Source organism: Pseudoalteromonas sp. C2R02 (genome assembly GCF_018860845.1).
In the GTDB taxonomy this organism is placed as follows: Bacteria; Pseudomonadota; Gammaproteobacteria; order Enterobacterales; family Alteromonadaceae; genus Pseudoalteromonas.
Genome location: NZ_JAHKQC010000008.1, coordinates 15,664 through 39,820, shown reverse-complemented (window position 1 = coordinate 39,820; position 24,157 = coordinate 15,664). Strand labels below are relative to the sequence as shown.

Sequence of the window (24,157 nt, the reverse complement as noted above, 5' to 3'; positions counted from 1 at the left end):
TCAAGAATTTTATCTTGAATTTATATAACCGATTGTAGATAACAAAAATATATTGTTATAAATACCGTAAATATCATATGTATGTTCGTTTTATAATGCTGAAATTGGTATACTTTCCGCATATCCCAGCGCTAAATTTAAAGTAGCTCAAATGAAGTACGATTTACATAGCCATACAACATGTTCTGATGGTCGACTATCTCCTGAAGAATTAATAGACAGAGCCGTAGAAAAAGGAATCGATATATTTGCGATCACAGATCACGATACATTAGATGCGTTACCTATTGCTCATGAGCATATTAATCAAAATAACTTAGATATAAAGCTTATTAATGGTATTGAAATATCAACTCGCTGGCACAGTTTCGAGATCCATATTGTAGGTCTTAATTTGGATGCTCAATCGACTGAGTTATTAAATCTAGTCAGTGAACAAAAGCAAAAAAGAGACGCCAGAGCACTTGAAATAGGGCGACGTCTGGAAAAAGCCGGTATTGTTGATGCCTACCAAGGGGCAAAAGATTTAGCAGGTGATGCACATATTACCAGAGCGCACTTTGCTCAGTATTTAGTTAATCAAGGTAAGGCTAAAAATATCCAAGGGGTATTTAAAAAGTATTTAGCTCGAGGTAAGACAGGTTACACACCAAGTACTTGGTGTGATATGAAAACTGCAATTGAAGCTATACAAGCAGCTGGGGGTCAGGCTGTTGTTGCACATCCTGGGCGATACAAAATGTCTAATAAATGGTTACGACAGTTATTATCTGATTTTAAAGCTGATGGTGGCGATGGTATGGAAGTCGCTCAACCGCAACAAGCGCCAACAGAACGCCAGTTTTTAGGTGCTTTAAGCCGAGAGTATGGCCTGTTATGTTCACAAGGATCTGATTTTCATTTCCCTATGACTTGGCTTGAGCTTGGAAAGAACCTATATTTACCAAAGGATTGTACACCAGTATGGCAAGACTGGGCAGTATAATATAGCAGCGTTTTATGACGCTTTGTTAGTAAAAATAAGGAATATTATGAGTCAGTTTTTTCATATACATCCAGAAAATCCGCAAGTTAGATTGATCCGTCAAGCAATTGAAATAATACACCAAGGTGGGGTTATTATTTACCCAACCGATTCTGGCTATGCAATAGGGTGTTGTATAGGTAATAAAAAATCAATGGAACGAATTGAAAAAATTCGTGGATTAGAAAAACATCATAACTTTACTTTGATGTGTCGTGATTTATCAGAACTTGCAAGCTATGCAAGGGTAGATAACTCTTTGTTTAGAGTTATCAAAAATAATACGCCAGGGCCTTATACCTTTATTTTTAAAGGCACTAAAGAGGTCCCTAAACGTTTATTAAATGATAAGAAAAAAACAATTGGTATACGTGTTCCACAATGTGAAATAACGCTAGCTTTGCTTGAAGAGTTAGGTGAGCCTTTGATGTCTTGCTCACTTATTTTACCTGGACAAGAGCATACTGAGTCAGACCCTGAAGAGATACGTTTTAAATTAGAAAAACATGTAGATTTGATTATTCATGGTGGCTTTTTATCTGAGCACCCGACAAGTGTGATTGATTTTTCTGAAGATACGGTGAATATTATCCGTGAAGGCTCAGGTGATGTGAGTGTTTTTGAGTGACATCTGAAGTACAAATCCAACCATTAGCCTTATTGAATGGTAAGGCAATGGTTAAAAAACCAGCTGATTTATATATTCCTCCTGATGCCCTTGAAGTGATTTTAGAAACTTTTGAGGGCCCGTTAGATTTATTACTGTATTTGATCAAAAAACATAAGCTAGATATTTTAGAGTTATCGGTTCATACCATCACTAAGCAATATGTTGCCTACGTTGAGCTAATGAAAGATTTAAAACTGGAGCTGGCGGCAGAATATTTAGTAATGGCAGCTCTGCTCACACAAATTAAATCCAGATTACTGTTACCTGTTCATAAAGAACTTGAAGAAGAAGATGTTGATCCAAGAGTTGAGCTTATAAAACGTTTAAAAGAATATGAGCAATTTAAAACCGCAGCAGAAAACCTTGATGAAATTCCCAGATTAGAGCGTGATATTTTTGTTGCTAAAGCTTTAATACCCAATAAAACCATACCTGACACTTTATTACCCAATGTTGATATGAAAGATATATTATTGGCATTAGGCGATATTATGGCTAGGGCTAAAAACTACACGCATCATCATATATCAGCTGAAACGTTATCAACGCGTGAAAGAATGAGTAAAATTTTGCAGCAACTAAGTGAAACATCTGAGTTTGTTGAGTTTAGTGAACTGTTTGAGTTGAGTGAAGGGCGTAGTGGCGTTGTTGTGAGTTTTATCGCTATTTTAGAGTTAATTAAAGAGCGTTTAATTGAATGTGTACAGTCAGAGCCTAGAGCACATATTCATGTGCAATTGATCAGATAAAATTAATATAAATATTTCGATTATCTAAGATAAAGCAGGCATAATACGCCGTTATAATTATGTCATGAATGAGTAGCTTAAATTGGGTGAGAAAAGAATTTCTGATGAGCAATTGGTCGAAATTATTGAAGCTGCTATATTTGTTGCAGGAAAACCTGTATCGCGCATGGTATTAAAAGAAACAGTATTAGAAGAGTTTAATGTTTCTCTGAAAAGAATTAAAGAATGTTTGGAAGTGATAGAAGACCATTACTCAACCAGAGGTATTCAGCTTGTAAAAGTGGGTTCTGGATATCGGTTTCAAGCAAGTAAAAATTTAAGTCCCTGGTTAGGTAAGTTATTTCAAGATAAAACGCCTAAATATTCAAGGGCATTGTTAGAGACGTTAAGTTTAATTGCTTATAGGCAACCTATTACCCGTGGAGAAATTGAGCAGGTGAGAGGCGTGGCGGTTAGCAGTCATATTATTAAAACATTATTAGAGCGGGGCTGGGTTAAGGGCGTTGGCCATAAAGAAGTGCCTGGTCGTCCGGCGTTATATGCAACAACAGCTGCATTTTTAGATTATTTCTCTCTTGAGGGCTTAGATAATTTGCCATCGTTGCCTGAGCAGCAAGAAAGTAAAATAAATCAAATGATATCTTAAGCTGTTACCTGATATAATAAACGTATATATCTATCTGAGAAGATACAACTAATAGGGTAAACCCTATTAAATAAAGAGCGAATAGTAAATGAGTGAATCAATCGTAAGCGATGAAAAGTTACAAAAAGTATTAGCCCGTGCCGGAAAAGGCTCACGCCGCGAGATGGAAAAAGTAATTGAAGCAGGTCGTGTTAGTGTTGATGGTAAAGTTTCAAAATTAGGTGATCGTGTTGGTCCGAATCAACAAATTAGACTTGATGGCCATGTCGTTAAAATTGAAGCTGAAGAAAACCGTGTTTGCCGTGTTTTAATGTATAACAAACCTGAAGGTGAGTTATGTACACGTAAAGATCCTGAAGGACGTCCAACTGTATTTGACCGTTTACCTCGATTAGATGGCGAACGTTGGATTGCAGTTGGTCGATTAGATGTAAATACATCGGGTTTATTATTGTTCACTAATGATGGTGAATTAGCTAATCGCTTAATGCGTCCAAGCTATGAAATTGAACGTGAATATGCGGTGCGTGTATTTGGTGAAGTTGAAACAACGACATTAAAAACATTAACAACGGGTGTTGAACTTGAAGATGGCATGGCGAAGTTTTTAAAAATTACGCCTCGTCCAGGTGAAGGCATAAATCGTTGGTATAATGTATTACTAACAGAAGGTCGAAATCGTGAAGTAAGACGCTTATGGCAATCTCAAGGCGTTGACGTATCACGATTGATCCGTGTTCGTTACGGTAGTTTGTCTCTTAACCCAAAGTTACCGCAAGGTGGTTGGGAAGAGTTAGCGTTAGAAGATGTAAACTATTTTAGAAAGTCAGTTCAATTACCAAACGAAACTGAAACTAAATTATCTGTAATGCCTGAAAAACGCAGCGAGAAGCGTGCTAAAAATCAGCGTATTAGAAAAGCAGTTAAAAAGCATCAAACACGTGCTAAGCAAGTACAGAAGAAAAGAAAGAAATAATATATTTTAAGTATTGAATATGAGTTATTTTAAAGCCCGACATTGCTCGGGCTTTTTGCTATTAAAAAATGGGATTAGAATTATTGGGCATCTACCGATTGGCCATTAGTACCTACCGAATCATCGCTCATCATATATAGGTATGTTGGCATTAATGATTCTGGCGTGGCTAATTTTGATTTATCTTCACCTGGATAAGCTGCATCACGCATTTGCGTTAATGTTGCACCAGGATTAATGCAATTTACTCTAATATTTGTTTTTTCAACTTCATCAGCCCAAGTTTGCATCATGCCTTCAACTGCAAATTTTGATATTGCATATGGGCCCCAATGTGCACGACCTTTACGTCCAACACTTGATGTTGTGAAGATGATAGAAGCATTATCTGATTTACGTAATATAGGGAACATGTATTTAGTCAGTACAGCTTGTGCAGTGACATTTACTTTCATTATCTTTTCAAATGTTGATACACAGAAAAACTCTAGTGGACCTAGCGAACCTAAAACGCCAGCATTATTTAATAAACCATCTAATTGACCAAATTCATTTTCAATTGTAGATGCTAAGTCACGGTAGTTTTGCTTAGTTGCACCTTTTAAGTCAAGCGGTACGATTGCTGGTTTTGGGCCGCCTAATGAAACGATTTCATCATAAACACATTCTAGTTTAGCAACTGTTTTACCAAGTAAAATAACTGTAGCACCATGTTTTGCATAGTTGATGGCTGCAACACGGCCAATACCATCGCCCGCCCCAGTAACTAAAATTACTTTATCTTTTAGTGCGTTTACATTTGCTTGGTAGTCTTTCATTGAAAAATCCTTGATACAACTAAGCCATTACTGGACTTAAAATATTAAATTATGGCTATTTTACCATAGGAATTTGTTGATAAAACGAGAAGTTGAAGTTTTTATTCAAATTTAAGTAGCGAAAAAAGATTGTTTACGTTAAATTTAACTGGTCTAATGTCTCATTAATGAATTTATACAACTTATTTACAAGTGTAATTGCAAGAATTCAAATAAAAAGAACAAAGTGAAAACGGAGCTAAAAATGAAAAAAATGCTACTCGGAATGGCTATATCAGCTGCATTGTTAGGGTGTGGTGGAGAAAGTCTAGAAGAAGTTAAAAAAGACGCTGTAGTTGTCATTCCTGCATCTACTGTTATTTTTGATCCATCAGCTGGTGTATTATCAATCCCAAATGATTTATTGTTTCAGGGTACTACTGATGGCACTTTAAATATCCCAGTAAAAGATCCTGCTAATATTGCGGACCCTTTAACTGCCGTAAGTCGTTTAGATGGTTGGTCAACAAATACAGCTTTTACACTTGCTATTGATTTACCACAAGGTGTGACTTTAGATGCTGCAAGTGTACAGAGCCCTGATTCTATACATATTTACGAAGCTATCATGGGTGGAGACTTAAAGGATGCGGATTGTAACCCTTTACCACAAGGTGCTGGTTGTAAAATTGTTGGTGAGTTAACTTTTGGTGTTGATTATGTCACTAAAGTAAGTGGTGACAATGTTGCTGTTATTCCGCTTAAACCACTTAAAGCAGCTACAACGTACTTATTGACGCTTACAAATAATTTAAAAGATAGCACGGGTAGTGCGGTTGATGGTTCATCAAGTTATAATTTAGTTAAGCAAGATATCAATACTTTACCTTTAATTACAGATGCGCAATTACAGTTGCAAGGGTTAATTAATAGCTTTGAGTCAGTGATTTCGACTCAAGGAATTGCTAAAGAAAACATTATTTATTCTATGGCAATGACAACGCAATCTGTAGGTCAAGTGACAAGTGTTGCTAAGCAACTTTTACTATCTGGGCTTTCAGCTACTCCGATTGTGCCAATGCCTGTGATAAATGTACAAGATACGACTATGTCAGTTGCTGATGTATTAGTGGGTGCTGGGGCGCTTGATCCGAGTGATGCACAAAGTATTGCTTTATACAGCTCAGCTAATTATTTACGAGGCAGTGTAAGTTTACCGTATTACTTACATACGCCAAGTGTAGAAAATCCTATGGCACCTTTAAACACGTGGATGAATGCACTATGTGATTCAGGAGCTGCACTTGCAGGGTTAACTGCTGCTTATCCAGAATTAATTCCTGAAGCACCAATTAGTACAAATGATGCGATTTGTATGTCTTTTGGCTTACGTGATTTCAGTACTTCTGAAAACCCGGTATTGGCAAACTTAGATACTGAACGTAATTTAACTAAATTTAATCCAATTCCAAAAATAAATAGCTTTCAAGACATTGATGTTCAGATGACAACACCAGATGTTAATGTTGCCAATGCTATTAGACCTGGATTAGGTTTACCGCCTTTAGTTAAACCAGAAGGCGGTTGGCCTGTTGTCATTTTGCAGCATGGTATTCCATCTAAGAAAGAAGATATGCTTACGACAACTGCAATGCTTTCGTTATTTGGTATCGCAAGTGTGGCAATTGATTATCCGTTATTTAACTCTCGTGGTTTTGATTTAACGGGTGATGGTAATAAAAATATCGATGCTTCAGTAAATCCACTGGATTACATTAATCTTCAAAGTTATACGACAACATCATCAAATGGTAAACAAGCAATTATTGACTTATTAGGTTTACGTTTTGGTTTAAATTTCTTAAATGGCGCAGATATCGACAAATCTAAAGTTTACTTTACAGGTATTTCATTAGGCTCTATCGGTGGGGCACCATTCTTAGCGATGGCGAACTCGCCTGTTGCAGGTCAGCCAGATCAAGTCAACGATATGTTTAAAGTGCAAGCTGCGACATTGTCTGTGCCAATGCAAGGTTTAGGTTTTGGTGCAATTATTGAATCTAATACCTTCGCACCATTATTACAATCAGTATTAGCCTATGGAGGTGACGCTGGTTTCCAAGCTTATTTTGCTGAACAAAATGCTGGTGGATTAACACCTGCTGACGGTGCTGTTTTCTTAGGCTTCTTAATTCAAACTTATGGTACTTATCAAACAACTTTATCTCCTGAAGATGCAGCTGCGTTAGCTGGATTAATGGTAGAAGCCGCTACGGCATTCCAAATGGCAGTAGATGATGGTGACCCAATGAACTTTGCTGCAATTTTGAAAGCAACTCAAACACCATTGCTTGTACAAGAAGTGGTAGGTGATGGTGGTGATAATTTACCAGACCAAGTTTTACCTAATGTTGTACCATCTTCTCCAGTTTCAGGAACAGAGCCTTTAATTGCTTTATTAGGACTAAATGGTGTTGGTGCGACGTTAGTTGATCAACAAATGCCGGTATCAGGTGTTGTACGTATGACAGCAGGTCATCATTCATCATTAATCAACCCAGGTCAAAGTGATTCACCAGATGCAATGACAGCACTAAGAGCATTTAGTGAAATGCAATCGCAAATGGTTAATTACATTTCATCTAATGGTCATATGATTTACATAAAAGACACTGAAATTGTAAAACAAGACTAATATTTAGTTTTATAAAAAAAAAACTCGGATTTATCCGGGTTTTTTTTATACCTAAAATTTAATATATAGCCTTACTATTTGTTATGTTTGAATAACATGATAAATTCACGGTAATTTAAAAAAGTAGGATTTTTAATTTTGGAATTTTTATACGAATACGGTTTATTTTTTGCAAAAACTTTAACATTTGTTGTCGCTATTGGCGCGATTATCGCATTAATTGCAGGTGCAGCTCATAAGCCGAAAACTAAACGTGGTGAAATTGAATTAGATGATTTATCAGAGCAATTAGATACTTTTAAAGAGCAATTTTTACAAGATACATTAAATAAAGATGATTTAAAGAAATACAACAAAGAACAAAAAAAACTCGCTAAAGAAAATGAAGGGGATAATAAACCTAATTTATATGTTTTAGATTTTAATGGCAGTATGGATGCCCATGAAGTTGATAGCTTAAGAGAAGAAATTACCGCTATTTTAATGATAGCTAAGCCAAAAGAAGACAAAGTGTTACTCAGACTTGAAAGTGGCGGTGGCGTAGTACATGGTTATGGTTTAGCTGCATCACAATTACAAAGAATAAAAGATGCTAATTTAAATTTAACAATCTGTGTTGATAAAGTTGCTGCCAGTGGTGGTTATATGATGGCATGTATTGCAGATAGGCTCGTTAGTGCACCATTTGCGATTATAGGCTCTATTGGCGTGATTGCGCAAATACCTAACTTTAATAAAATATTAAAGAAAAATGATATTGATTTTGAGCAAATCACAGCTGGAGAATTTAAACGTACACTCACTCTATTTGGTGAAAATACAGATAAAGCAAGAGAGAAGTTCTCAGAAGAAATTGAAGAGACACATGAGTTATTTAAAGACTTTATAAATGTTCATAGACCCAGCCTTGATTTACCATCAGTAGCGACAGGTGAGCATTGGTTTGGTACTACGGCACTTGAAAAAGGTTTAGTTGATGAGCTATCGACCAGTGATGATATTTTATTATCACATAATAAAGATAACCAAATATACAAAGTGAAATTTGCAATCAAAAAACCTTTAAGTGAAAAGTTTGCAATTGGATTAAGCTGCTCATTAGAGCGCGTTTTTATTGCAATTTATTCAAAAGTTAGAACCTCTTTTATTGCAAAATAAGATGCAGATTCTAGATATAAAAAAGGCCTAGTTTTTTAACTAGGCCTTTTTTATGAACATAATTAACTTGTCTCTAAAAAGAATTACTTCTTCTGAAAGTTCATTTCTTCAAGCTTTTCACCAGCGTGTTTATCGTAGAAAATGTCTTCATCAAGTTCACCTTCTGTTTTTGCGACAACACAAGTTACCATACAATCACCCGTTACATTAACTGCGGTTCTTGTCATATCTAATAACCTATCAACACCCATAATGATTGCGATGCCTTCGACCGGTAAACCAACTTGGTTTAGCACCATAGCTAGCATGATCAAACCCACACCTGGTACACCTGCTGTACCTACTGATGCTAACGTTGCTGTCAATATTACCATTAAGTAATCAGATGTTGTTAAATCTACTGCAAATATTTGTGCAATAAATACAGTAGCAACACCTTGCATGATAGCAGTACCGTCCATATTGATAGTGGCACCTAATGGCACTGTAAATGAAGCTACAGAGTTTTTAGCGCCTAGTTTTTTAGTCGCCGTTTCTAAAGTAACTGGCATAGTGGCACTTGAACTAGAAGTACTAAATGCAAATAAAGCATTCGCTTTCATTTTTGTTAGGAAAGTGATCGGGCTTAACCCTGTAATTGATTTTAACAAAGTAGGGTATACAACAAGTGCATGAATAAATAAGGCAATCAGTACAACAAAGAAGTATTTTACAAGCTCATAAATAGCATCGTAATCAATAGATGAAAATAGTTTAGCAATCAGACAGAAAACACCAATAGGCGCTAAGTTCATTAAAATCGTGACTAATTTTAAAATTACATCGTTTAAATCATTAAATGTATTTGTTAAACGTTTTCCCGGCTCACCACTTAATGTCATAGCAATACCAAACAATAATGCAAATACAATTACTTGAAGCATATTGCCTTCAGCCATTGCTGAAATAGGATTGGTTGGAAACATATTAATAATTACATTAGCCAATGAAGGCGCTTCTTTTGCTGCATATTCAGCAGATGTTTGAAGGCCAGGTATTTTATCAAAATTTACTAAGCTAGCTAAGCTAATTGCAATCGTAATAGCAATTGCAGTTGTTAATAAATAAAGCCCAATTGATTTACCGCCTAATCGTCCTAATTTGCTAGGGTCGCTTAAGTTACAAGTACCACATACTAAGGATACAAAAACTAAAGGTACAACTAACATTTTTAAACTTGCAACGAATATCGCTCCGCCTATGGTTAATAAACCATCAACAAAGAACCCTTTAATTGCTAAATCAAAAAAGCCTAAAGAAAAATATACATCATCTTGATCACCAATGATCCATTTAAAAATGGAACCAACGAGTAAACCTAGGATTAAACCTATTAGAATACGAGAGGTGAGAGAGAGTGACTTATTATTGTGTAACTCATTTGTCATGTCGTGAAAACTCAATCGTGTTAAAAGCCGTATAGACTACCAGCCAATTAGATTTATTACAGTTAATATAGATAATTTTTTTTAAAATATGTAATTAATATGTGTTTTGCACCAATTACTTAATGGAAATCTGTAATTTATAGGTTAATATATGGTAAATAACTCTAATTATAACAAGCTAGGGAGAGGTAAATGCCTTTAATCCGATTTTTTTGCATCATGCTGATAAGCATAGCAATAACCGCATGTGGCGGTGGTGGTAGTCTAGAAAGTCCAGGAGGCGGTTCTTCAGATAAATATGAATTGGTAGTGACCTTGGTCAGTGCGGATGGAGGTGATGGAATAAGTGAGGTATCAAAAGTGGTACCAGGAAAGCTTATTGCGAACTTAACTAAAAATGGCAACGTATTTGGCAATCAATTAATCACTTTTACTATCGGTGAGCAAGGCATAGGTGTATTAAATCCAACATCAGGTACAGCCCAAACAAATAACAATGGTAATGCTGAAATTGCTCTACTAGCAGGTACAGTTGCAGGTGGTGGCACTGTTTCAGCAAGTTATACAACTGCTGATAACGATACTGTTACTGTTACACATGTATTTACAAGTAAGGGTGATGACGGCGATTCTGGTGGCGAAGAAGGTGCGTTTAAATTAGAAGTTTCTGTAGCAGATAGTAACGGTGATGCTTTTACACAAGATAATCCAATTACATCTGATAATGAAGGCATAGTAAGTGCGAAAATTACAGAAGACGATGTGGCTATTGCAAATGTTTTAGTTTCTTTTTCAACTGAATTTACAGGTGAAATAAAACCAAGCGTACCTGGTACTGCTATTACAGATTCACAAGGTATCGCAAGAATTGATTTAGCCTCTGGAAACTTTAAAGGTGCAGGTAAAGTGATAGCGAAGTACGCTCCTGTAAATGGTTCTGAACTTGTAAATGAAGCTGTTTTTTACTCTTCGGGTGACGGCGCTCCAATTGATTCTGCTATTGCTGAAATACAAGTTAAATTATTAATCAATTGTAATCCTGGTTGGGATGATAATAGAGATAATGTTGAACTAGACCCAACATCTCCAGATACTGGATGTGAAGTTGTTAATCGTTTTGCATCAGATGAGCTGGTCGATATTTTTGCTAAGATTTCAGATACAAATACTGGTGATGGCTTTAGTAATATTTTAGTCGCATCAGAGACTACTTCTGGTCGCTTACTTCCAGAATCAGGAGCTGCATTAACAGATCAGCAAGGTATTGCCTTATTAAAATTACAACCTGATGTTGATGGTGGTGCTGGTGAGGTGACTGTTTCAGCAAAAGGCGTAAGTAAATTAACTGCATTTTCAGCAAGCGTTGCTGAAATATCGATGACAATCGATAATGGTTTACCAAATAAATTAGATGCAGATGGTGTTCCGATTGAAAATGAGTTTATTCCTTTAGCAGCAGGTTCAACTACAGTTATAACAGTAAAAATCCTTGATAGTGAAAATGCGTTGATTAAAACTCCATTAGAAGTTGAGTTTTCTTCGGGTTGTAGCCAAAGTGGTAAGTCTATCTTAGATGATAAAGTAACAAGTACAGGCGGAATCGCAACAGCTACATATAAAACTGCGGGCTGTGATCTGAGTCAAGGTGATACGGTTCGTGCGAGTGTTTCAACGGGTGGTTCGGTTGTCATAAAAGAAACTGTGATTCCTGTATCTGCGGCACCAGTTGCGTCTATTGTTTTTGATAACGTTACAAATACAGTTTTAGCATTAAAAGGCACTGGCGGCCAAGGCAGAACAGAGAACTCGCAAGTTACATTTAAATTAATTGATAGTCTAGGCCTACCATCTACTCAATCTCGTTTAGACTTTAAATTATCATCTGAAAATGGTGGGATTAGTTTATCAAGTAACTCAGCTGATACTGATAGTGATGGCTTTGCACAAGTTCAAGTTAACTCTGGGTATATACCTATGGCTATCAGAGTTCATGCTTGTTACATACCAGATGATCAAATACCGGCATCACAACTTGATGACGTAACATGTTGGAAAGAAGTTTATGATGCTTGCCAATTAACGGGAGATGCAAGACCGAACTATTGCCCATCAGGTGAATTAAACTTAATTAGCTTAGATGAACAAATTATTTCTGTTTCTGATTTATTATCAATAAGTACTGGTTTACCTGATAATAATAGTTTTACCGCATCGCCTGAAATACTTAATGTTGAAGCGTTACAATATACAGGTGTAATTGATGATTTAAGTATTTACCTTGCAGATCAGTTTAATAACCCTGTCCCAGACGGTACAGCAGTTTATATTACAACTGAAGGCGGCGCTGTAGGTACAATAGATGGTGATTCTTTTAATCCTCAACTTGAATGCAGAACGGTTGATGGAGTATGTGTTGCACAATGGAGAAGTCAAAACCCTATTCCATTTAATGAAACGAAATGGGGCAATAGAGTTGGAGATTATAACCCTAAGCAAGTTTATCAAGCTAAAAGAGCGTTTTTAGTTGCAAATGGTAATGCAGAACCAACTCATGATGAGATTAAGGCAGTACTAAATTCACAACTAAATGCAGTAGTTTTAGAAGCCACAAGAAACTGTGACTTATATAATGGAGCTTGGGCACCTTGTTTAAATGGCATTAGAAATGCTGCTTTCTTTGATGATGGTGTTCCTTTAGGCGGACGTTCTACGCTACTTGCGATTTCAAAAGGTGAAGAATCTTTTGTTGATTTAAACTCGAATGGTCTTTTTGATTCTGGAGAATACTATTATAGCTATGATTTACCTGAAGCATTTATAGATAATAATGAAAATGGTACTCGAACTGCAGCTAGTTGTAATGAAGTTGAAGGCTCTGAAGGAGATGCTTGTGATCCAATTAATACCGATGGCGGTCACGGTGAAGCGTATTTCTCCGATATAAATGTTAATGGTCAACATGATTTAGCCGATGGTAAATTTAATGGATTACTTTGTACTGAAGCAGCTGAAGCGGATGGTAAATGTAATAAAGAATTAATTGACGTACGTAGAAACTTTGAAATAGTGATGTCTGGTAGTACTGCATATTCAAGATTTATGGTTAGTAAAAACTCTGCTGGAGTGACTGCTGATTGTAGTAGTACTACTACTTTAATCTTAGAGGAATCTGAGTTTACTGATTTTTGTGATGTGATGTCTATAGATATTTCTGCTGTTATGGTAGATGATGATAGTGATCCTCTGACACCTGACGTTGATCAAGGTTTAACAGGAATGAGTGTATTCTTCTACTTTACTGATATTTACAATAATCCTATGCCGCAAGGTACTACCATTACTTTTAGTGCGGGCAATGGTGAGTATTCTGGACCTACAGATGATGTAGTTGGTAATACAACTAGTACAACTCCACAAGTTTATGGTTTTAGTGTTGTTAGAGAGGGGACAGGTAATAAAAGCTTAGCGGGTGTAGTTGAAGCTAAAATTACAACTCCAAAAGGAAATATTACACTTCCTGCTTTAACTATATTAGATGATAGATAATTAATCTTATTAAAATCATAAGGCTCCTATATGGAGCCTTTTTTTTGATTGAAAAATAACTAAATGGTTAAAAAACTAACAAATTAAGGCGCTTATTCAATTTTTTTTAATTTTTTTCTTGTAACACTGGCACTTTATGGATATACCTTTAATAATACAGCCCTAATAGGGTATTAATTTAACTTTTGAATAATTATTGTTCACATATAGGTTCTCATGGGCAAATCGTTAGTAATTGTAGAGTCTCCAGCAAAGGCTAAAACAATAAATAAATATTTAGGCAAGAACTTTGTTGTTAAGTCCAGTGTTGGACATGTTCGCGATCTTCCTACTTCAGGTTCAGGCAAAAAGAAAACTACTGCTACAAAAACGCCTGCTGAGGTTCGCAAAATGGGTGCAGAAGAAAAAGCAGCCTATAAAAAGAAAAGAGATTATAAAAACTTGGTAACAAGAATGGGGATTGATCCTGAAAAAGGATGGAAGCCGCATTACGAAGTATTACCAGGTAAAGAAAAAGTAGTACAAGAATTACAAAAACTAGCTGAAACCGCCGACACTATCTATCTCGCAACCGATTTGGATAGAGAAGGGGAAGCTATTGCATGGCATCTTCAAGAAATTATTGGTGGTGAGCCAGAAAAATATAAACGTGTTGTATTTAATGAAATAACAAAAAATGCCATACAACAAGCTTTTGAAGCCCCTGGAGAGCTTAATACCGATATGGTATACGCTCAACAAGCCAGAAGGTTTTTAGACCGTGTGGTTGGTTTTATGGTATCCCCTTTACTTTGGCAGAAAGTAGCTAGAGGATTATCTGCAGGTCGTGTGCAATCTGTAGCTGTGCGTTTATTGGTCGAGCGAGAGCGTGAAATTAAAGCTTTTATTCCTGAAGAGTTTTGGGATTTACATGCTGATGTAACTTCAAAAGAAGATGCATTACGTTTAGCTGTTACTAAATTTAATGCAAAAGCATTTAAACCAGTAACAGAAGCACAAACGCAAATCGCAGTTGATGCACTTAAAAAAGCTGACTTTATTGTTAAAGCTAATGATAAAAAGCCTAGTAAAAGTAAACCAAGCGCGCCATTTATCACATCTACTATGCAACAAGCTGCAAGTACACGCTTAGGCTTTGGTGTTAAAAAGACCATGATGATGGCTCAGAGATTATACGAAGCGGGCCATATTACCTATATGCGTACCGACTCTACAAATTTATCTCAAGAAGCAGTTGGTAAGTGTCGTGAATATATAGAATCGAATTTTGGTTCTAATTACTTACCTGAGGATGCAATTAATTATAGCTCTAAAGGAAATGCACAAGAAGCGCATGAAGCTGTTCGTCCGTCAAATGTTGAAGTGCTTTCTGGACATTTAGATGGTATGGAAGCCGATGCAAAAAGACTTTATGAATTAATTTGGCGACAATTTGTTGCATGTCAAATGACACCCGCACAATATGATTTAACGACTATTACAGTAGAAGCAGCAGGATATGAGCTGAAAGTGAAAGGTCGCGTACTTAAATTTGCTGGTTGGACACAAGTTCAGCCTTCAGTACGTAAAAAGAATGAAGAAGAACAAGCCTTACCTGCAGTTGAGATTGGAGATAAGTTAAATTTAACTAAACTTGATCCTGTTCAACATTTCACTAAACCTACTGCCAGATTTGGTGAAGCAAGCTTAGTTAAAGAACTTGAAAAACGTGGGATTGGACGTCCTTCAACTTACGCTGCTATCATCTCTACAATTCAAGACCGTGGTTATGTACGAGTAGAGAACAAACGTTTCTTTGCTGAGAAAATGGGTGAGATTGTTAATGATAGATTAGTTGAGAATTTCACTGATTTACTAAACTTTGATTTCACAGCTAAAATGGAAGGTAGACTTGATGACATCGCTGAGGGTGAGCGTATTTGGACTCAAGTACTTGATAAGTTTTATGCTAATTTCTCAGAACAACTTTCAGTCGCTTCAAAAGAAGAAGATGAAGGTGGCATGAGATTGAATGAAATGGTTGAAACCGATATCGACTGTCCTACTTGTGAACGCAAAATGGGCATACGTACCGCTTCAACAGGTGTATTCTTAGGTTGTACTGGGTATAGCTTGCCACCAAAAGAGCGTTGTACTCAAACCATGAATTTAGTCTCTGGTGATGAAGCTATTGCTGTCGACTCTGATGAGGCTGAAACTGAAAGTTTACGTCAAATGAAGCGTTGTCCTAAATGTGAAACTGCAATGGACTCATATTTAATAGATGAGACTCGAAAGTTACACGTTTGTGGTAATAACCCAGGATGTGATGGTGTTATTGTAGAGCAAGGTACATTTAAGATTAAAGGCTATGATGGCCCTTTAATAGAATGCGATAAATGCGGCAATGATATGCAATTGAAATCAGGTCGATTTGGTAAGTATTTCGGTTGTACTAATGAAGAGTGTAAAAATACTCGTAAATTGCTTAAAAGTGGTGAAGCAGCGCCACCTAAAGAAGATCCTGTTCATTTAACTGAATTACCATGTGAAAAATCAGATGCTTATTTTGTTTTACGAGATGGTGCCGCAGGTATATTTATGGCAGCATCTAGCTTCCCTAAATCAAGAGAAACAAGAGCTCCAAAAGTTTCTGAACTTCAAAAGTTTAGAGATCGTATTTCTTCTAAATTCTATTATTTGGCAGACGCCCCAGCTAAAGATCCTGATGGAAATGAAGCTGTAGTACGCTTTAGTCGTAAAGCTAAATCTCAGTATGTAATGACTGAAATTGATGGTAAAGCGACGGGATGGACTGCCAAATTTGTTGATGATAAATGGGTAGAAGAAGCCAAAGCTAAAAAAGCTCCAGCTAAAAAGAAAGCCCCGGCAAAGAAAAAATCACCGGCTAAGAAAAAAGAAGCGGCTAAAAAAGAGAGTTAAAATACCTTTAATTTTGTTGTATAAAAGCCATATTGCTTAAATCAATATGGCTTTTTTGATCACAATCTAAAATCGACTAATATGGATTACGCTCTATTCTAATGGTTGAATATCGGAGTTTTGTATAATATCAATTCCAATAAATATGTGATCAATCTAAATGGTCTAAATATACAATAGCTGTGTTGTGCCTGCATGGATGCAGGTACTTAGGTTTAGTCTGGAACCATAAAGCTCTTTAATCCCAATAGGCCGCTATTGCTCATTCCAGCACCTTGCCTATATGGATATAGGTACTTAAGTTTAGCCTAGAGCTATAAACCTGTGCTCTTGAAAAGTTATCCTAATTTATATTAGAACACTAGCTTAATAGCTGAAACCAAGATTGGTATAAGTCAGATACCAGTTATTAGCAATTAATTGATGATTAAATTATAGGGCGTACAGGTTTACCTGTAGTTGGATACTTATGAGGTTTACTGCGTTATAATGTCGGGCGTAAAAATTGATTTGTAGGGAGTTCAGTGACAAAGATTAATAGATATCTTCAACATTCACATAAAAAAAGACCAAAAGCAGAGCTCATGGTCTTGGAGTTAAATTATTTTATATTGTATGACACAACGGCTTTCTAATATGATAATAAAATCAAACTACCATTTCTTTTTAGGTGCAAATAATACATCTAGATCATCTTGCTCTTGCTCTGCCTTTTTCTTAGCATCAGTTGCATTAGTAGCTTTTAAATCTGTTGTTATTTGTGAAAGGAAACCTTCTAATTCAGCTTTCTTTGAACTTATGTACTCATCTGTATAGGACACGGAATCAAGCGTATTAAGTGCTTTTTCAAAATATTGTCGAGCTGAGCCTAACATATTTGCAGCGCGTGCTGCATTACCACGCTTAACTTGGCTATCTATATTTATTTTTAACTGTATTTTTTCCAATCTTTTATCTTCTGATAAGAAAATTTGCGTATCGACTCTACCCTTAGAGTGCTCAGAACGAAGCAAGTTACGTAACTTTTTAATGCCTTGTACTAGGCCTATTATTTGTTTTTCATTATCAGGTAATACAACTTTTTCTGAACCTGAGCTGTCACCTGTCTGTGGATTAGACACTCTTTCTGTCGCTTCACGTAAGCGACTTTTTATCTCTTTAGAGGTAGGAGATAGCTCAGACATTGATTTCAAAGAATCAAATATTCTTTTTTGCATCACAGCAATGATTGATTTTGACATGGGAATATTTGAAGAATTCATCAAGACTGATTCAGTTTCTTCAATTATTTTTTTATGTTTTGCCAATTCTTGTCTACGTTCAACTTCTTGTTTTTCTTTATGCTGTTGCATAGCATTTACCCAAACGGCAATTACTACTAAAGCAACAATCAAAACAATGATGATAGAAACTATCATATGTGCATCTCTTTAAATAAAACGAATAATCAAACTTAATCTTACATAAATATAGTAACTTATACCAATTTAGACGATAAATTTTTAAATTAATTCTAAGGTATTTTTAAAGTGAAAATACTACCACCTAATAAACCACCATTGTTGAGTTCGATACTGCCTCTTAAATTGTTTGTTTCATGGGCATTTGCAATTAAATTTGCAAAATATAACCCTAAACCAGTGCGGTTATTAATTAAATTGGTTGAACTCATTTTATCAGTTGGTGAGTTTAGCATTAGATCAGGATAACCGTTACCATCATCATAAATATTAATTTCGAGTACTTTATCTACGATTTTAGCTGTGATTAATATTTTTGATTTTGTATACCTTAAAGCATTAACTAAAATATCATTGAGTAAATTGCTGACTAAATCTAAATCAAAAAACCAAGCAAGCTCTTCTTCAACATCACATGTACATGTTATTTGTTTATTATCTATGTACATTTCATTTTTTGCCCAAAGCTCATCGACTAATTCATCAATATAATGCTCTTCAACATTGAGAGGAAAATTTTTATTATTGTTTTTATATAACGCCAGTAATTGTAATAGGTTGGAATTTACTCTGGCTATCTCATAATGTATCTGAGCAAGTTCTGCACGGGTTTGATTATCATGATCGATTTTTTCATTTATTAAATCAATGGATTGTAACAGCATACATAATGAGTTTTTCATATCATGCATGCTAGCACCTAGTACGGTAGAAAAATCAATTTCAGTTTCTTTCATTATTTCACTTTTCCAGTTTGTGTCGCTAACTGTGCTTTTATATGGTTAAATAAATTTTGGCTATGGGTATATCTGTGATCTGATGGCTCTAAGTTTTCTAAAGATTGCGCACATAAAGTTAAAATAGCTGATTCAACATGCTGTTTATTGTCAGATAAAGCAAGCTTGTATAAACATTGTAGCAAGTTTAATGCGACATTTGCGTTGCTTGGGGCATTCAATAAAGCGGTTTTAAATGCATTCATAGCTGTAACATAGTCTTTTTGCTTAAATTTAAGCATGCCTTGTTTATTATAATTCTGAGACTTCTTGGCATTTTCTTGGGTAAATAGTTCTGATTGTTCTATACCTATCGTCTGCTCGATAATGTTTTTTATTTCATTATTTTCAATGTGTTTTTCAATAAATGCAATTTCTGAGATTAAAAACGGTTTTAATTTATCCGGGTGGCTTGATAAATTTTGTAATAAGTTAATGATCCCAGTCAAATTACTATCACTTTTATCAAGTAAATATTTAAGTAATAGTTGATGTAGTTCAACGGCTGTTTTTAATTGAATATTATTAGGATAATTTTTTGTGATTGTCCTATAAACTGCATTATATTCTTTTGGCGCTCGTCTTGATAAAGCGCCAAAAGAGCCAAGTTGAACCATACAGATTACTTGTAATGTATTAATGAAATCATCTGGCAATATTTTTATAGAGCTTCGGCCTAATAAAAGTACCTTTTTAAAAGCGGAATATGCAGTTTCAATCTCTAGGTATCTTAGTGCTAAATAACCTAATTGCCTTTGCCTTATTAGTGAGTTCGGGGAAATTTCTATGGCTGTTTTTAATAAATTAAAAGCTTGTTCATAATCACCTAAATTACAATAAGTTTCCCCTAACAAATCATATGCAGCGAGCGCGTATTTATTTTTACAAATAATCCGCTCTGATAAATCTTTTACTTTTGGTAACATACCTAAACCGGCGTAAGATTTTGCTAAGCCCATAAGTGCCCAGTTCAGTTCCTTTTGTTCAATCACACTGTTATAAATATTAGCCGCTTTTGCATACTGACCCGACTTTAATAGAATATCGCCTTTTATTTTGGTACAAGGCATTGCTGCGCGTTTATTTTTTAATGGCAGCACATCGCATAAAGAGAGGGCTTGATTTGGTTTGTTTTTATTTAAACTAGCATAGATAGGCTGTAATAATTGGTTTTGCTTCATTAATTTATCTAATCGTGCTTTTAACGAATTACGCGTAAAAGGTTTTGCTAAATAATCATCAGGTCTGTATTCAAGCGCTCCCATAACCAAGTCCATTGCGGTTTCGCCGGTGATCAATACAAAAATAGTATCAGCTTTAAGTAAATTTCTATGATTTAATTCTTCTAGCAATTGCAACCCGCTTAAACCTTCGCCTAAGTTATAATCAACGAGTATCATTTTATGATAATGTTCGGCGTATATTTCAAGCGCATCCTCAGCATTTGTACAGGTATCTACATGGCGTGCGCCAAAGCTTTCTACCATATTTTTAAGTGATAACCTAAACTCTGAGAAGTCATCAATTATTAAAAAAGAAATGTCAGAATATCTGTTGAGTGAATTGTTCATATTGTCGTATAAAATCTTAACATAGTTTAAATTTAGGTGTATTTAGTTAAAGTTTAAAGGGAATGCATAAATAATTGCAAAATAATCAATTTAGAACTTGGAATAATAAGCACAAAGGATTATAACTATAAGTAATAACAAGAGAATTAAATATAATGAAATTACAGCAATTAAAATACATCGTTGAAGTACTAAATAATAACCTAAATGTTTCTGCAACAGCTGAAAATTTGTATACATCTCAACCTGGGATCTCTAAACAAGTACGTATGCTTGAAGATGAATTAGGTGTACAAATTTTTGGAAGAAGCGGCAAGCACTTAACGCACGTCACTTCTGCTGGTAAAGAGATTATTAATTTAGCTCGAGAAATCCACTCAAAAGTTGAAAGCATTAAAGCGGTTGCTAATGAGCATACTTTACCAGATCAAGGTAAGTTAAATATTGCTACGACACATACGCAAGCAAGATATGCACTGCCTCAAGTGATTCAGGGTTTTATGCAAAAATTTCCAAAAGTATCTTTGCATATGCATCAAGGAACACCAACACAGATATCAGAAGCCGCAGCCAGGGGCGATGCAGACTTTGCAATTGCAACTGAAGCACTTCATCTTTATTCTGACTTAGTAATGTTGCCATGTTATCACTGGACACGAAGTATTGTTGTAGCTAAAACTCATCCATTAGCTAAAAAACGCCATAATTTAACGATTGAAGATATCGCACAATATCCTCTGATCACTTATGTTTTTGGCTTTACCGGTCGCTCTGAGCTTGATAAAGCCTTTAATGAGCAAGGTTTAGAACCTCATATTGTATTTACAGCAACAGATGCGGATGTGATTAAAACTTATGTGCGTTTAGGTTTAGGTGTTGGTGTTGTTGCATCTATGGCAATAGATCAAGTGACAGATACTGATTTAGTATGTATTAATGCAAGCCATTTATTTGCTGCTAGTACAACAAAAATAGGATTTAGGAAAGGCACTTTCTTACGTACTTATATGTATGACTTTATTGAGCGATTTGCACCACATCTAACAAAAGAGTTAGTTGAACGAGCAAGTTTACTAAGAAATCAAGATGAAGTGGATGCCTTGTTTAAAAATATAGAATTACCTGTCAGATAACTTATTACTGGGGTCAGAACCAATAAAAAAGGCTTGAATTATCAAGCCTTTTTTAATTTATGTCCTGACTAGTAATGAAAAGCTAACACTCAATAATATTTACTGCTAGTCCACCTCGAGCGGTTTCTTTATATTTAGTTTTCATATCATTACCTGTATCTAACATGGTTTTGATTACTTTATCTAAGGATACCTTTTGTTCACCAGAACCGCGAAGCGCTAATCGAGCAGCATTGATTGCTTTTACTGAACCCATTGCATTCCTTTCGATACAAGGAACCTGTACAAGGCCGCCAACTGGGTCGCAGGTTAAACCTAAATTATGTTCCATACCAATTTCAGCAGCGTTTTCAACATGCTCTACATTGCCACCCATGATTTCAGCAAGTGCACCAGCTGCCATTGAACATGCAACACCGACTTCACCTTGACATCCTACTTCTGCGCCAGATATTGAAGCATTCTTTTTATATAAAATGCCAATAGCAGCTGCTGTTAATAAATAACGGGTTGCGATATCACGATCAACGGTTTTAATGAATTTATTATAATACATCAAAACAGCAGGCAGAATTCCAGCTGCACCATTAGTGGGAGCAGTCACAACACGACCCCCTGCAGCATTTTCTTCATTAACAGCCATTGCAAATAAATCAACCCAGTCCATAGCTCGCAGTGGATCATCATTACTTTCTACATTTATTTGTAGATATAAACTTGGTGCACGACGTTTAACTTTTAAGCCACCAGGTAAAATACCTTCAGTCTCAATGCCTTTAGTGATACAAGCTTCCATCACTAGCCAGATATTATAAAGTTCATCCTTTATTTCATCGACAGACCTAAGGGTTTTTTCATTAGCCATCATCAGTGTCGATACGCTATAGCCTTGTTCTTTACATAAAGAAACAAGTTGATCTGCTGAATCAAATAGAAATGGCGCAGGTTGTTCTTCACGTTTTGCTAATTCAAGTTGTTTTTGGTTATCGAAATCTTCTTCTAAGACAATAAATCCGCCGCCAATAGAGTAGTAGACTTGGCTATGGATCTGAGTTTCTCCATCAAAAGCAACTAGCTCCATCGCATTAGAGTGCTTAGGTAACGTTTTTCTTCTATGAAATACCACTGCACCTTTCTTAGGGAACTTCACAGGGAATGTTTGATCAAGATGGATTATTTCATCTTGTTCAATTTTTGCTAAAATTTCAGGTACTTTATCTGTATCTATCGTATCAGGATTAAAACCAGCCAGCCCTAAAATGACTGCTTTACCAGAGCCATGACCGATACCTGTTTGACCTAAAGAACCAAATAACTCTACTTTTACTTCTGTAACTTTGCTAATCAAATTTTGTTGTTGTAATGATTTAACAAATAAGCGTGATGCACGCATAGGTCCCACTGTGTGAGAAGATGACGGACCTATTCCAATGCTAAACATATCGAATGCACTGATCATAAAAATTCTCTTAATACCTAGAACGGATTAATAATTATAACGTATTAAAATTAATTATATTCATATAAACCGATTGTATTTATTTATCAATATCATAAAAAATATTAAAGAAAAGAATCGGGATATATTACACAGAAGGTAAAATAACGTTTTTATTACTAGGAGTAACTTGTTTAATTAGATTTAAAATAATTTGTGCTGTCGCGCCCCACAGAAGCCCATAATCTGTCATAAATCCCTTCAAAACAACTTGTTGTTGATTTCTAGTGAAGTTAAGATCTATCCAATTATCACTTTGGCTTAATTGGTTGAAGGGAATGAAAAAAGTATCAGATACCTCAGATGTTTGAGGGCTTAAAGTTAAATTAGCGTTTATTTCTCCAACATATGGTTTTATTTCAAAACCTGTTAGCGTCCAGTAGCTATTCATTTGTCCAATTAAATTAATTTCATGTTCTGGGATCCCGAGTTCTTCTTTGGTTTCTCTAAATGCTGTCGCTTTAAGCGAGGTGTCTTGTTGTTCAAACTTACCGCCAGGAAAACAAATTTGGCCTGGATGATGTTTTAAATAACTTGGGCGCTTACATAACAATACATGTAGTTTTCCTTCAATATCACAAAGCGGAACAAGCACAGAGCTTTTAACCGCATTATGTGGGTATCCATGATCGCCTACTAAAGCATTTAGTTGAAACTGAGGTATAAACTTATGAATGTTCACATAACTCCTTAATCCTATATGAAATTAAATTATGAACTCTAAAATTAGTATCACATATTCGTAAGCTAAATGTAATGCGGGAATCAATATTAGGGCTTAGGCTTAGATAATAAAAGCTAATAAGCAGCAATTATAGTTTAAATGCCACTGAGTACTGGTAATATTTAAGTACTTTCTCAAATAATTCTGGATATTTAGCATCAGCTATTGAATCGGCAACTATGCCGCCGCCAGCCCAGCAGTTATACCAATTGTATTAATTAACTTCCCATTCAGCGGGAGTTAAAAGCGCTTTAGACAAGGCAAATAATTGAAGCCATAGTTATTCTATTTAAAAATTATTTAACGCTGTATAAATCGCTTTTAAACCCGCCTTACAGGAGCCTCTGGGGATTTACACTTCGTTGTTATGTTATCTTTTAAGGGA

17 protein-coding genes are annotated in these 24,157 nt (G+C 35.6%); 10 read left to right on the top strand and 7 right to left on the bottom strand.

The window, feature by feature from the left end:
• Nucleotides 1-151 precede the first annotated feature (151 nt).
• The 5 genes from KO527_RS00870 (at nucleotide 152) to rluB (ending at nucleotide 4,065) form a co-directional block, all read left to right on the top strand.
• Nucleotides 152-985 (top strand): PHP domain-containing protein, encoded by an 834-nt coding sequence (locus KO527_RS00870; RefSeq protein WP_216038523.1) that lies wholly within the window; start codon nucleotides 152-154, stop codon nucleotides 983-985.
• A gap of 46 nt (nucleotides 986-1,031) precedes the next feature.
• Nucleotides 1,032-1,652, top strand: a complete 621-nt coding sequence (locus tag KO527_RS00865) for an L-threonylcarbamoyladenylate synthase (protein ID WP_216038522.1) — start codon at nucleotides 1,032-1,034, stop codon at nucleotides 1,650-1,652.
• A 47-nt stretch (nucleotides 1,653-1,699) separates the two neighbouring features.
• Nucleotides 1,700-2,443, top strand: coding sequence for a ScpA family protein (locus tag KO527_RS00860; protein WP_216038604.1), 744 nt, complete (start codon nucleotides 1,700-1,702; stop codon nucleotides 2,441-2,443).
• Between the two features lie 82 nt (nucleotides 2,444-2,525).
• Nucleotides 2,526-3,089, top strand: a complete 564-nt coding sequence (scpB, locus tag KO527_RS00855) for an SMC-Scp complex subunit ScpB (protein WP_216038521.1) — start codon at nucleotides 2,526-2,528, stop codon at nucleotides 3,087-3,089.
• Nucleotides 3,090-3,177: 88 nt separating this feature from the next.
• Complete coding sequence (rluB, locus tag KO527_RS00850; protein WP_042145149.1) at nucleotides 3,178-4,065, top strand: 23S rRNA pseudouridine(2605) synthase RluB; 888 nt, start codon at nucleotides 3,178-3,180, stop codon at nucleotides 4,063-4,065.
• 80 nt (nucleotides 4,066-4,145) lie between these two features.
• Here rluB and KO527_RS00845 read toward each other — a convergent pair whose 3' ends face one another.
• Nucleotides 4,146-4,883, bottom strand: a complete 738-nt coding sequence (locus tag KO527_RS00845; RefSeq protein WP_216038520.1) for a YciK family oxidoreductase — start codon at nucleotides 4,881-4,883, stop codon at nucleotides 4,146-4,148.
• Between the two features lie 244 nt (nucleotides 4,884-5,127).
• Between KO527_RS00845 and KO527_RS00840 the strand changes: the two genes are divergently transcribed.
• The gene (locus tag KO527_RS00840; protein WP_216038519.1) at nucleotides 5,128-7,557 is read left to right on the top strand and encodes a VolA/Pla-1 family phospholipase; all 2,430 of its coding nucleotides are present in this window, start codon (nucleotides 5,128-5,130) and stop codon (nucleotides 7,555-7,557) included.
• A 138-nt stretch (nucleotides 7,558-7,695) separates the two neighbouring features.
• Nucleotides 7,696-8,715, top strand: coding sequence for a protease SohB (gene sohB / locus KO527_RS00835; RefSeq protein WP_216038518.1), 1,020 nt, complete (start codon nucleotides 7,696-7,698; stop codon nucleotides 8,713-8,715).
• Nucleotides 8,716-8,798: 83 nt separating this feature from the next.
• Here sohB and KO527_RS00830 read toward each other — a convergent pair whose 3' ends face one another.
• Nucleotides 8,799-10,142 (bottom strand): dicarboxylate/amino acid:cation symporter, encoded by a 1,344-nt coding sequence (locus KO527_RS00830; RefSeq protein WP_216038517.1) that lies wholly within the window; start codon nucleotides 10,140-10,142, stop codon nucleotides 8,799-8,801.
• A 192-nt stretch (nucleotides 10,143-10,334) separates the two neighbouring features.
• On the opposite strand from KO527_RS00830, the gene KO527_RS00825 reads away from it, so the two are divergent.
• Both KO527_RS00825 and topA read left to right on the top strand, forming a co-directional pair.
• Nucleotides 10,335-13,688 (top strand): hypothetical protein, encoded by a 3,354-nt coding sequence (locus KO527_RS00825; RefSeq protein WP_216038516.1) that lies wholly within the window; start codon nucleotides 10,335-10,337, stop codon nucleotides 13,686-13,688.
• A gap of 216 nt (nucleotides 13,689-13,904) precedes the next feature.
• Nucleotides 13,905-16,610, top strand: a complete 2,706-nt coding sequence (gene topA / locus KO527_RS00820) for a type I DNA topoisomerase (RefSeq protein ID WP_216038515.1) — start codon at nucleotides 13,905-13,907, stop codon at nucleotides 16,608-16,610.
• Between the two features lie 653 nt (nucleotides 16,611-17,263).
• Here topA and KO527_RS00815 read toward each other — a convergent pair.
• From KO527_RS00815 to KO527_RS00805, 3 genes are all read right to left on the bottom strand, one after another.
• Nucleotides 17,264-18,028 (bottom strand): hypothetical protein, encoded by a 765-nt coding sequence (locus tag KO527_RS00815; RefSeq protein WP_216038514.1) that lies wholly within the window; start codon nucleotides 18,026-18,028, stop codon nucleotides 17,264-17,266.
• A gap of 95 nt (nucleotides 18,029-18,123) precedes the next feature.
• Nucleotides 18,124-18,807 carry a HAMP domain-containing sensor histidine kinase gene (locus tag KO527_RS00810; protein ID WP_216038513.1) on the bottom strand — a complete coding sequence of 228 codons (684 nt, stop codon included), beginning with the start codon at nucleotides 18,805-18,807 and terminating at the stop codon, nucleotides 18,124-18,126.
• Nucleotides 18,807-20,417, bottom strand: coding sequence for a response regulator (locus KO527_RS00805; protein ID WP_216038512.1), 1,611 nt, complete (start codon nucleotides 20,415-20,417; stop codon nucleotides 18,807-18,809). The genes KO527_RS00810 and KO527_RS00805 overlap by 1 nt, the downstream gene beginning before the upstream one ends.
• Nucleotides 20,418-20,572: 155 nt before the next feature.
• On the opposite strand from KO527_RS00805, the gene cysB reads away from it, so the two are divergent.
• On the top strand, nucleotides 20,573-21,550 hold the full coding sequence (gene cysB / locus KO527_RS00800) for an HTH-type transcriptional regulator CysB (protein WP_042145167.1): 978 nt from the start codon (nucleotides 20,573-20,575) through the stop codon (nucleotides 21,548-21,550).
• Between the two features lie 82 nt (nucleotides 21,551-21,632).
• Here the strand turns inward: cysB and KO527_RS00795 are convergent, their stop codons facing one another.
• Together KO527_RS00795 and KO527_RS00790 are read right to left on the bottom strand one after the other, a co-directional pair.
• Nucleotides 21,633-23,009 (bottom strand): L-serine ammonia-lyase, encoded by a 1,377-nt coding sequence (locus KO527_RS00795; RefSeq protein WP_216038511.1) that lies wholly within the window; start codon nucleotides 23,007-23,009, stop codon nucleotides 21,633-21,635.
• Nucleotides 23,010-23,136: 127 nt separating this feature from the next.
• On the bottom strand, nucleotides 23,137-23,730 hold the full coding sequence (locus KO527_RS00790) for a CoA pyrophosphatase (RefSeq protein ID WP_216038510.1): 594 nt from the start codon (nucleotides 23,728-23,730) through the stop codon (nucleotides 23,137-23,139).
• Nucleotides 23,731-24,157 lie beyond the last annotated feature (427 nt).

Coding starts and splice junctions, on each gene's coding strand:
- KO527_RS00860 (WP_216038604.1), top strand. CDS start 1,700: ATGGTTAAAAAACCAGCTGATTTATATATTCCTCCTGATGCCCTTGAA.
- KO527_RS00870 (WP_216038523.1), top strand. CDS start 152: ATGAAGTACGATTTACATAGCCATACAACATGTTCTGATGGTCGACTA.
- KO527_RS00830 (WP_216038517.1), bottom strand. CDS start 10,142: ATGACAAATGAGTTACACAATAATAAGTCACTCTCTCTCACCTCTCGT.
- KO527_RS00840 (WP_216038519.1), top strand. CDS start 5,128: ATGAAAAAAATGCTACTCGGAATGGCTATATCAGCTGCATTGTTAGGG.
- KO527_RS00805 (WP_216038512.1), bottom strand. CDS start 20,417: ATGAACAATTCACTCAACAGATATTCTGACATTTCTTTTTTAATAATT.
- KO527_RS00815 (WP_216038514.1), bottom strand. CDS start 18,028: ATGATAGTTTCTATCATCATTGTTTTGATTGTTGCTTTAGTAGTAATT.
- KO527_RS00845 (WP_216038520.1), bottom strand. CDS start 4,883: ATGAAAGACTACCAAGCAAATGTAAACGCACTAAAAGATAAAGTAATT.
- rluB (WP_042145149.1), top strand. CDS start 3,178: ATGAGTGAATCAATCGTAAGCGATGAAAAGTTACAAAAAGTATTAGCC.
- KO527_RS00810 (WP_216038513.1), bottom strand. CDS start 18,807: ATGAAAGAAACTGAAATTGATTTTTCTACCGTACTAGGTGCTAGCATG.
- cysB (WP_042145167.1), top strand. CDS start 20,573: ATGAAATTACAGCAATTAAAATACATCGTTGAAGTACTAAATAATAAC.
- KO527_RS00825 (WP_216038516.1), top strand. CDS start 10,335: ATGCCTTTAATCCGATTTTTTTGCATCATGCTGATAAGCATAGCAATA.
- KO527_RS00865 (WP_216038522.1), top strand. CDS start 1,032: ATGAGTCAGTTTTTTCATATACATCCAGAAAATCCGCAAGTTAGATTG.
- topA (WP_216038515.1), top strand. CDS start 13,905: ATGGGCAAATCGTTAGTAATTGTAGAGTCTCCAGCAAAGGCTAAAACA.
- KO527_RS00795 (WP_216038511.1), bottom strand. CDS start 23,009: ATGATCAGTGCATTCGATATGTTTAGCATTGGAATAGGTCCGTCATCT.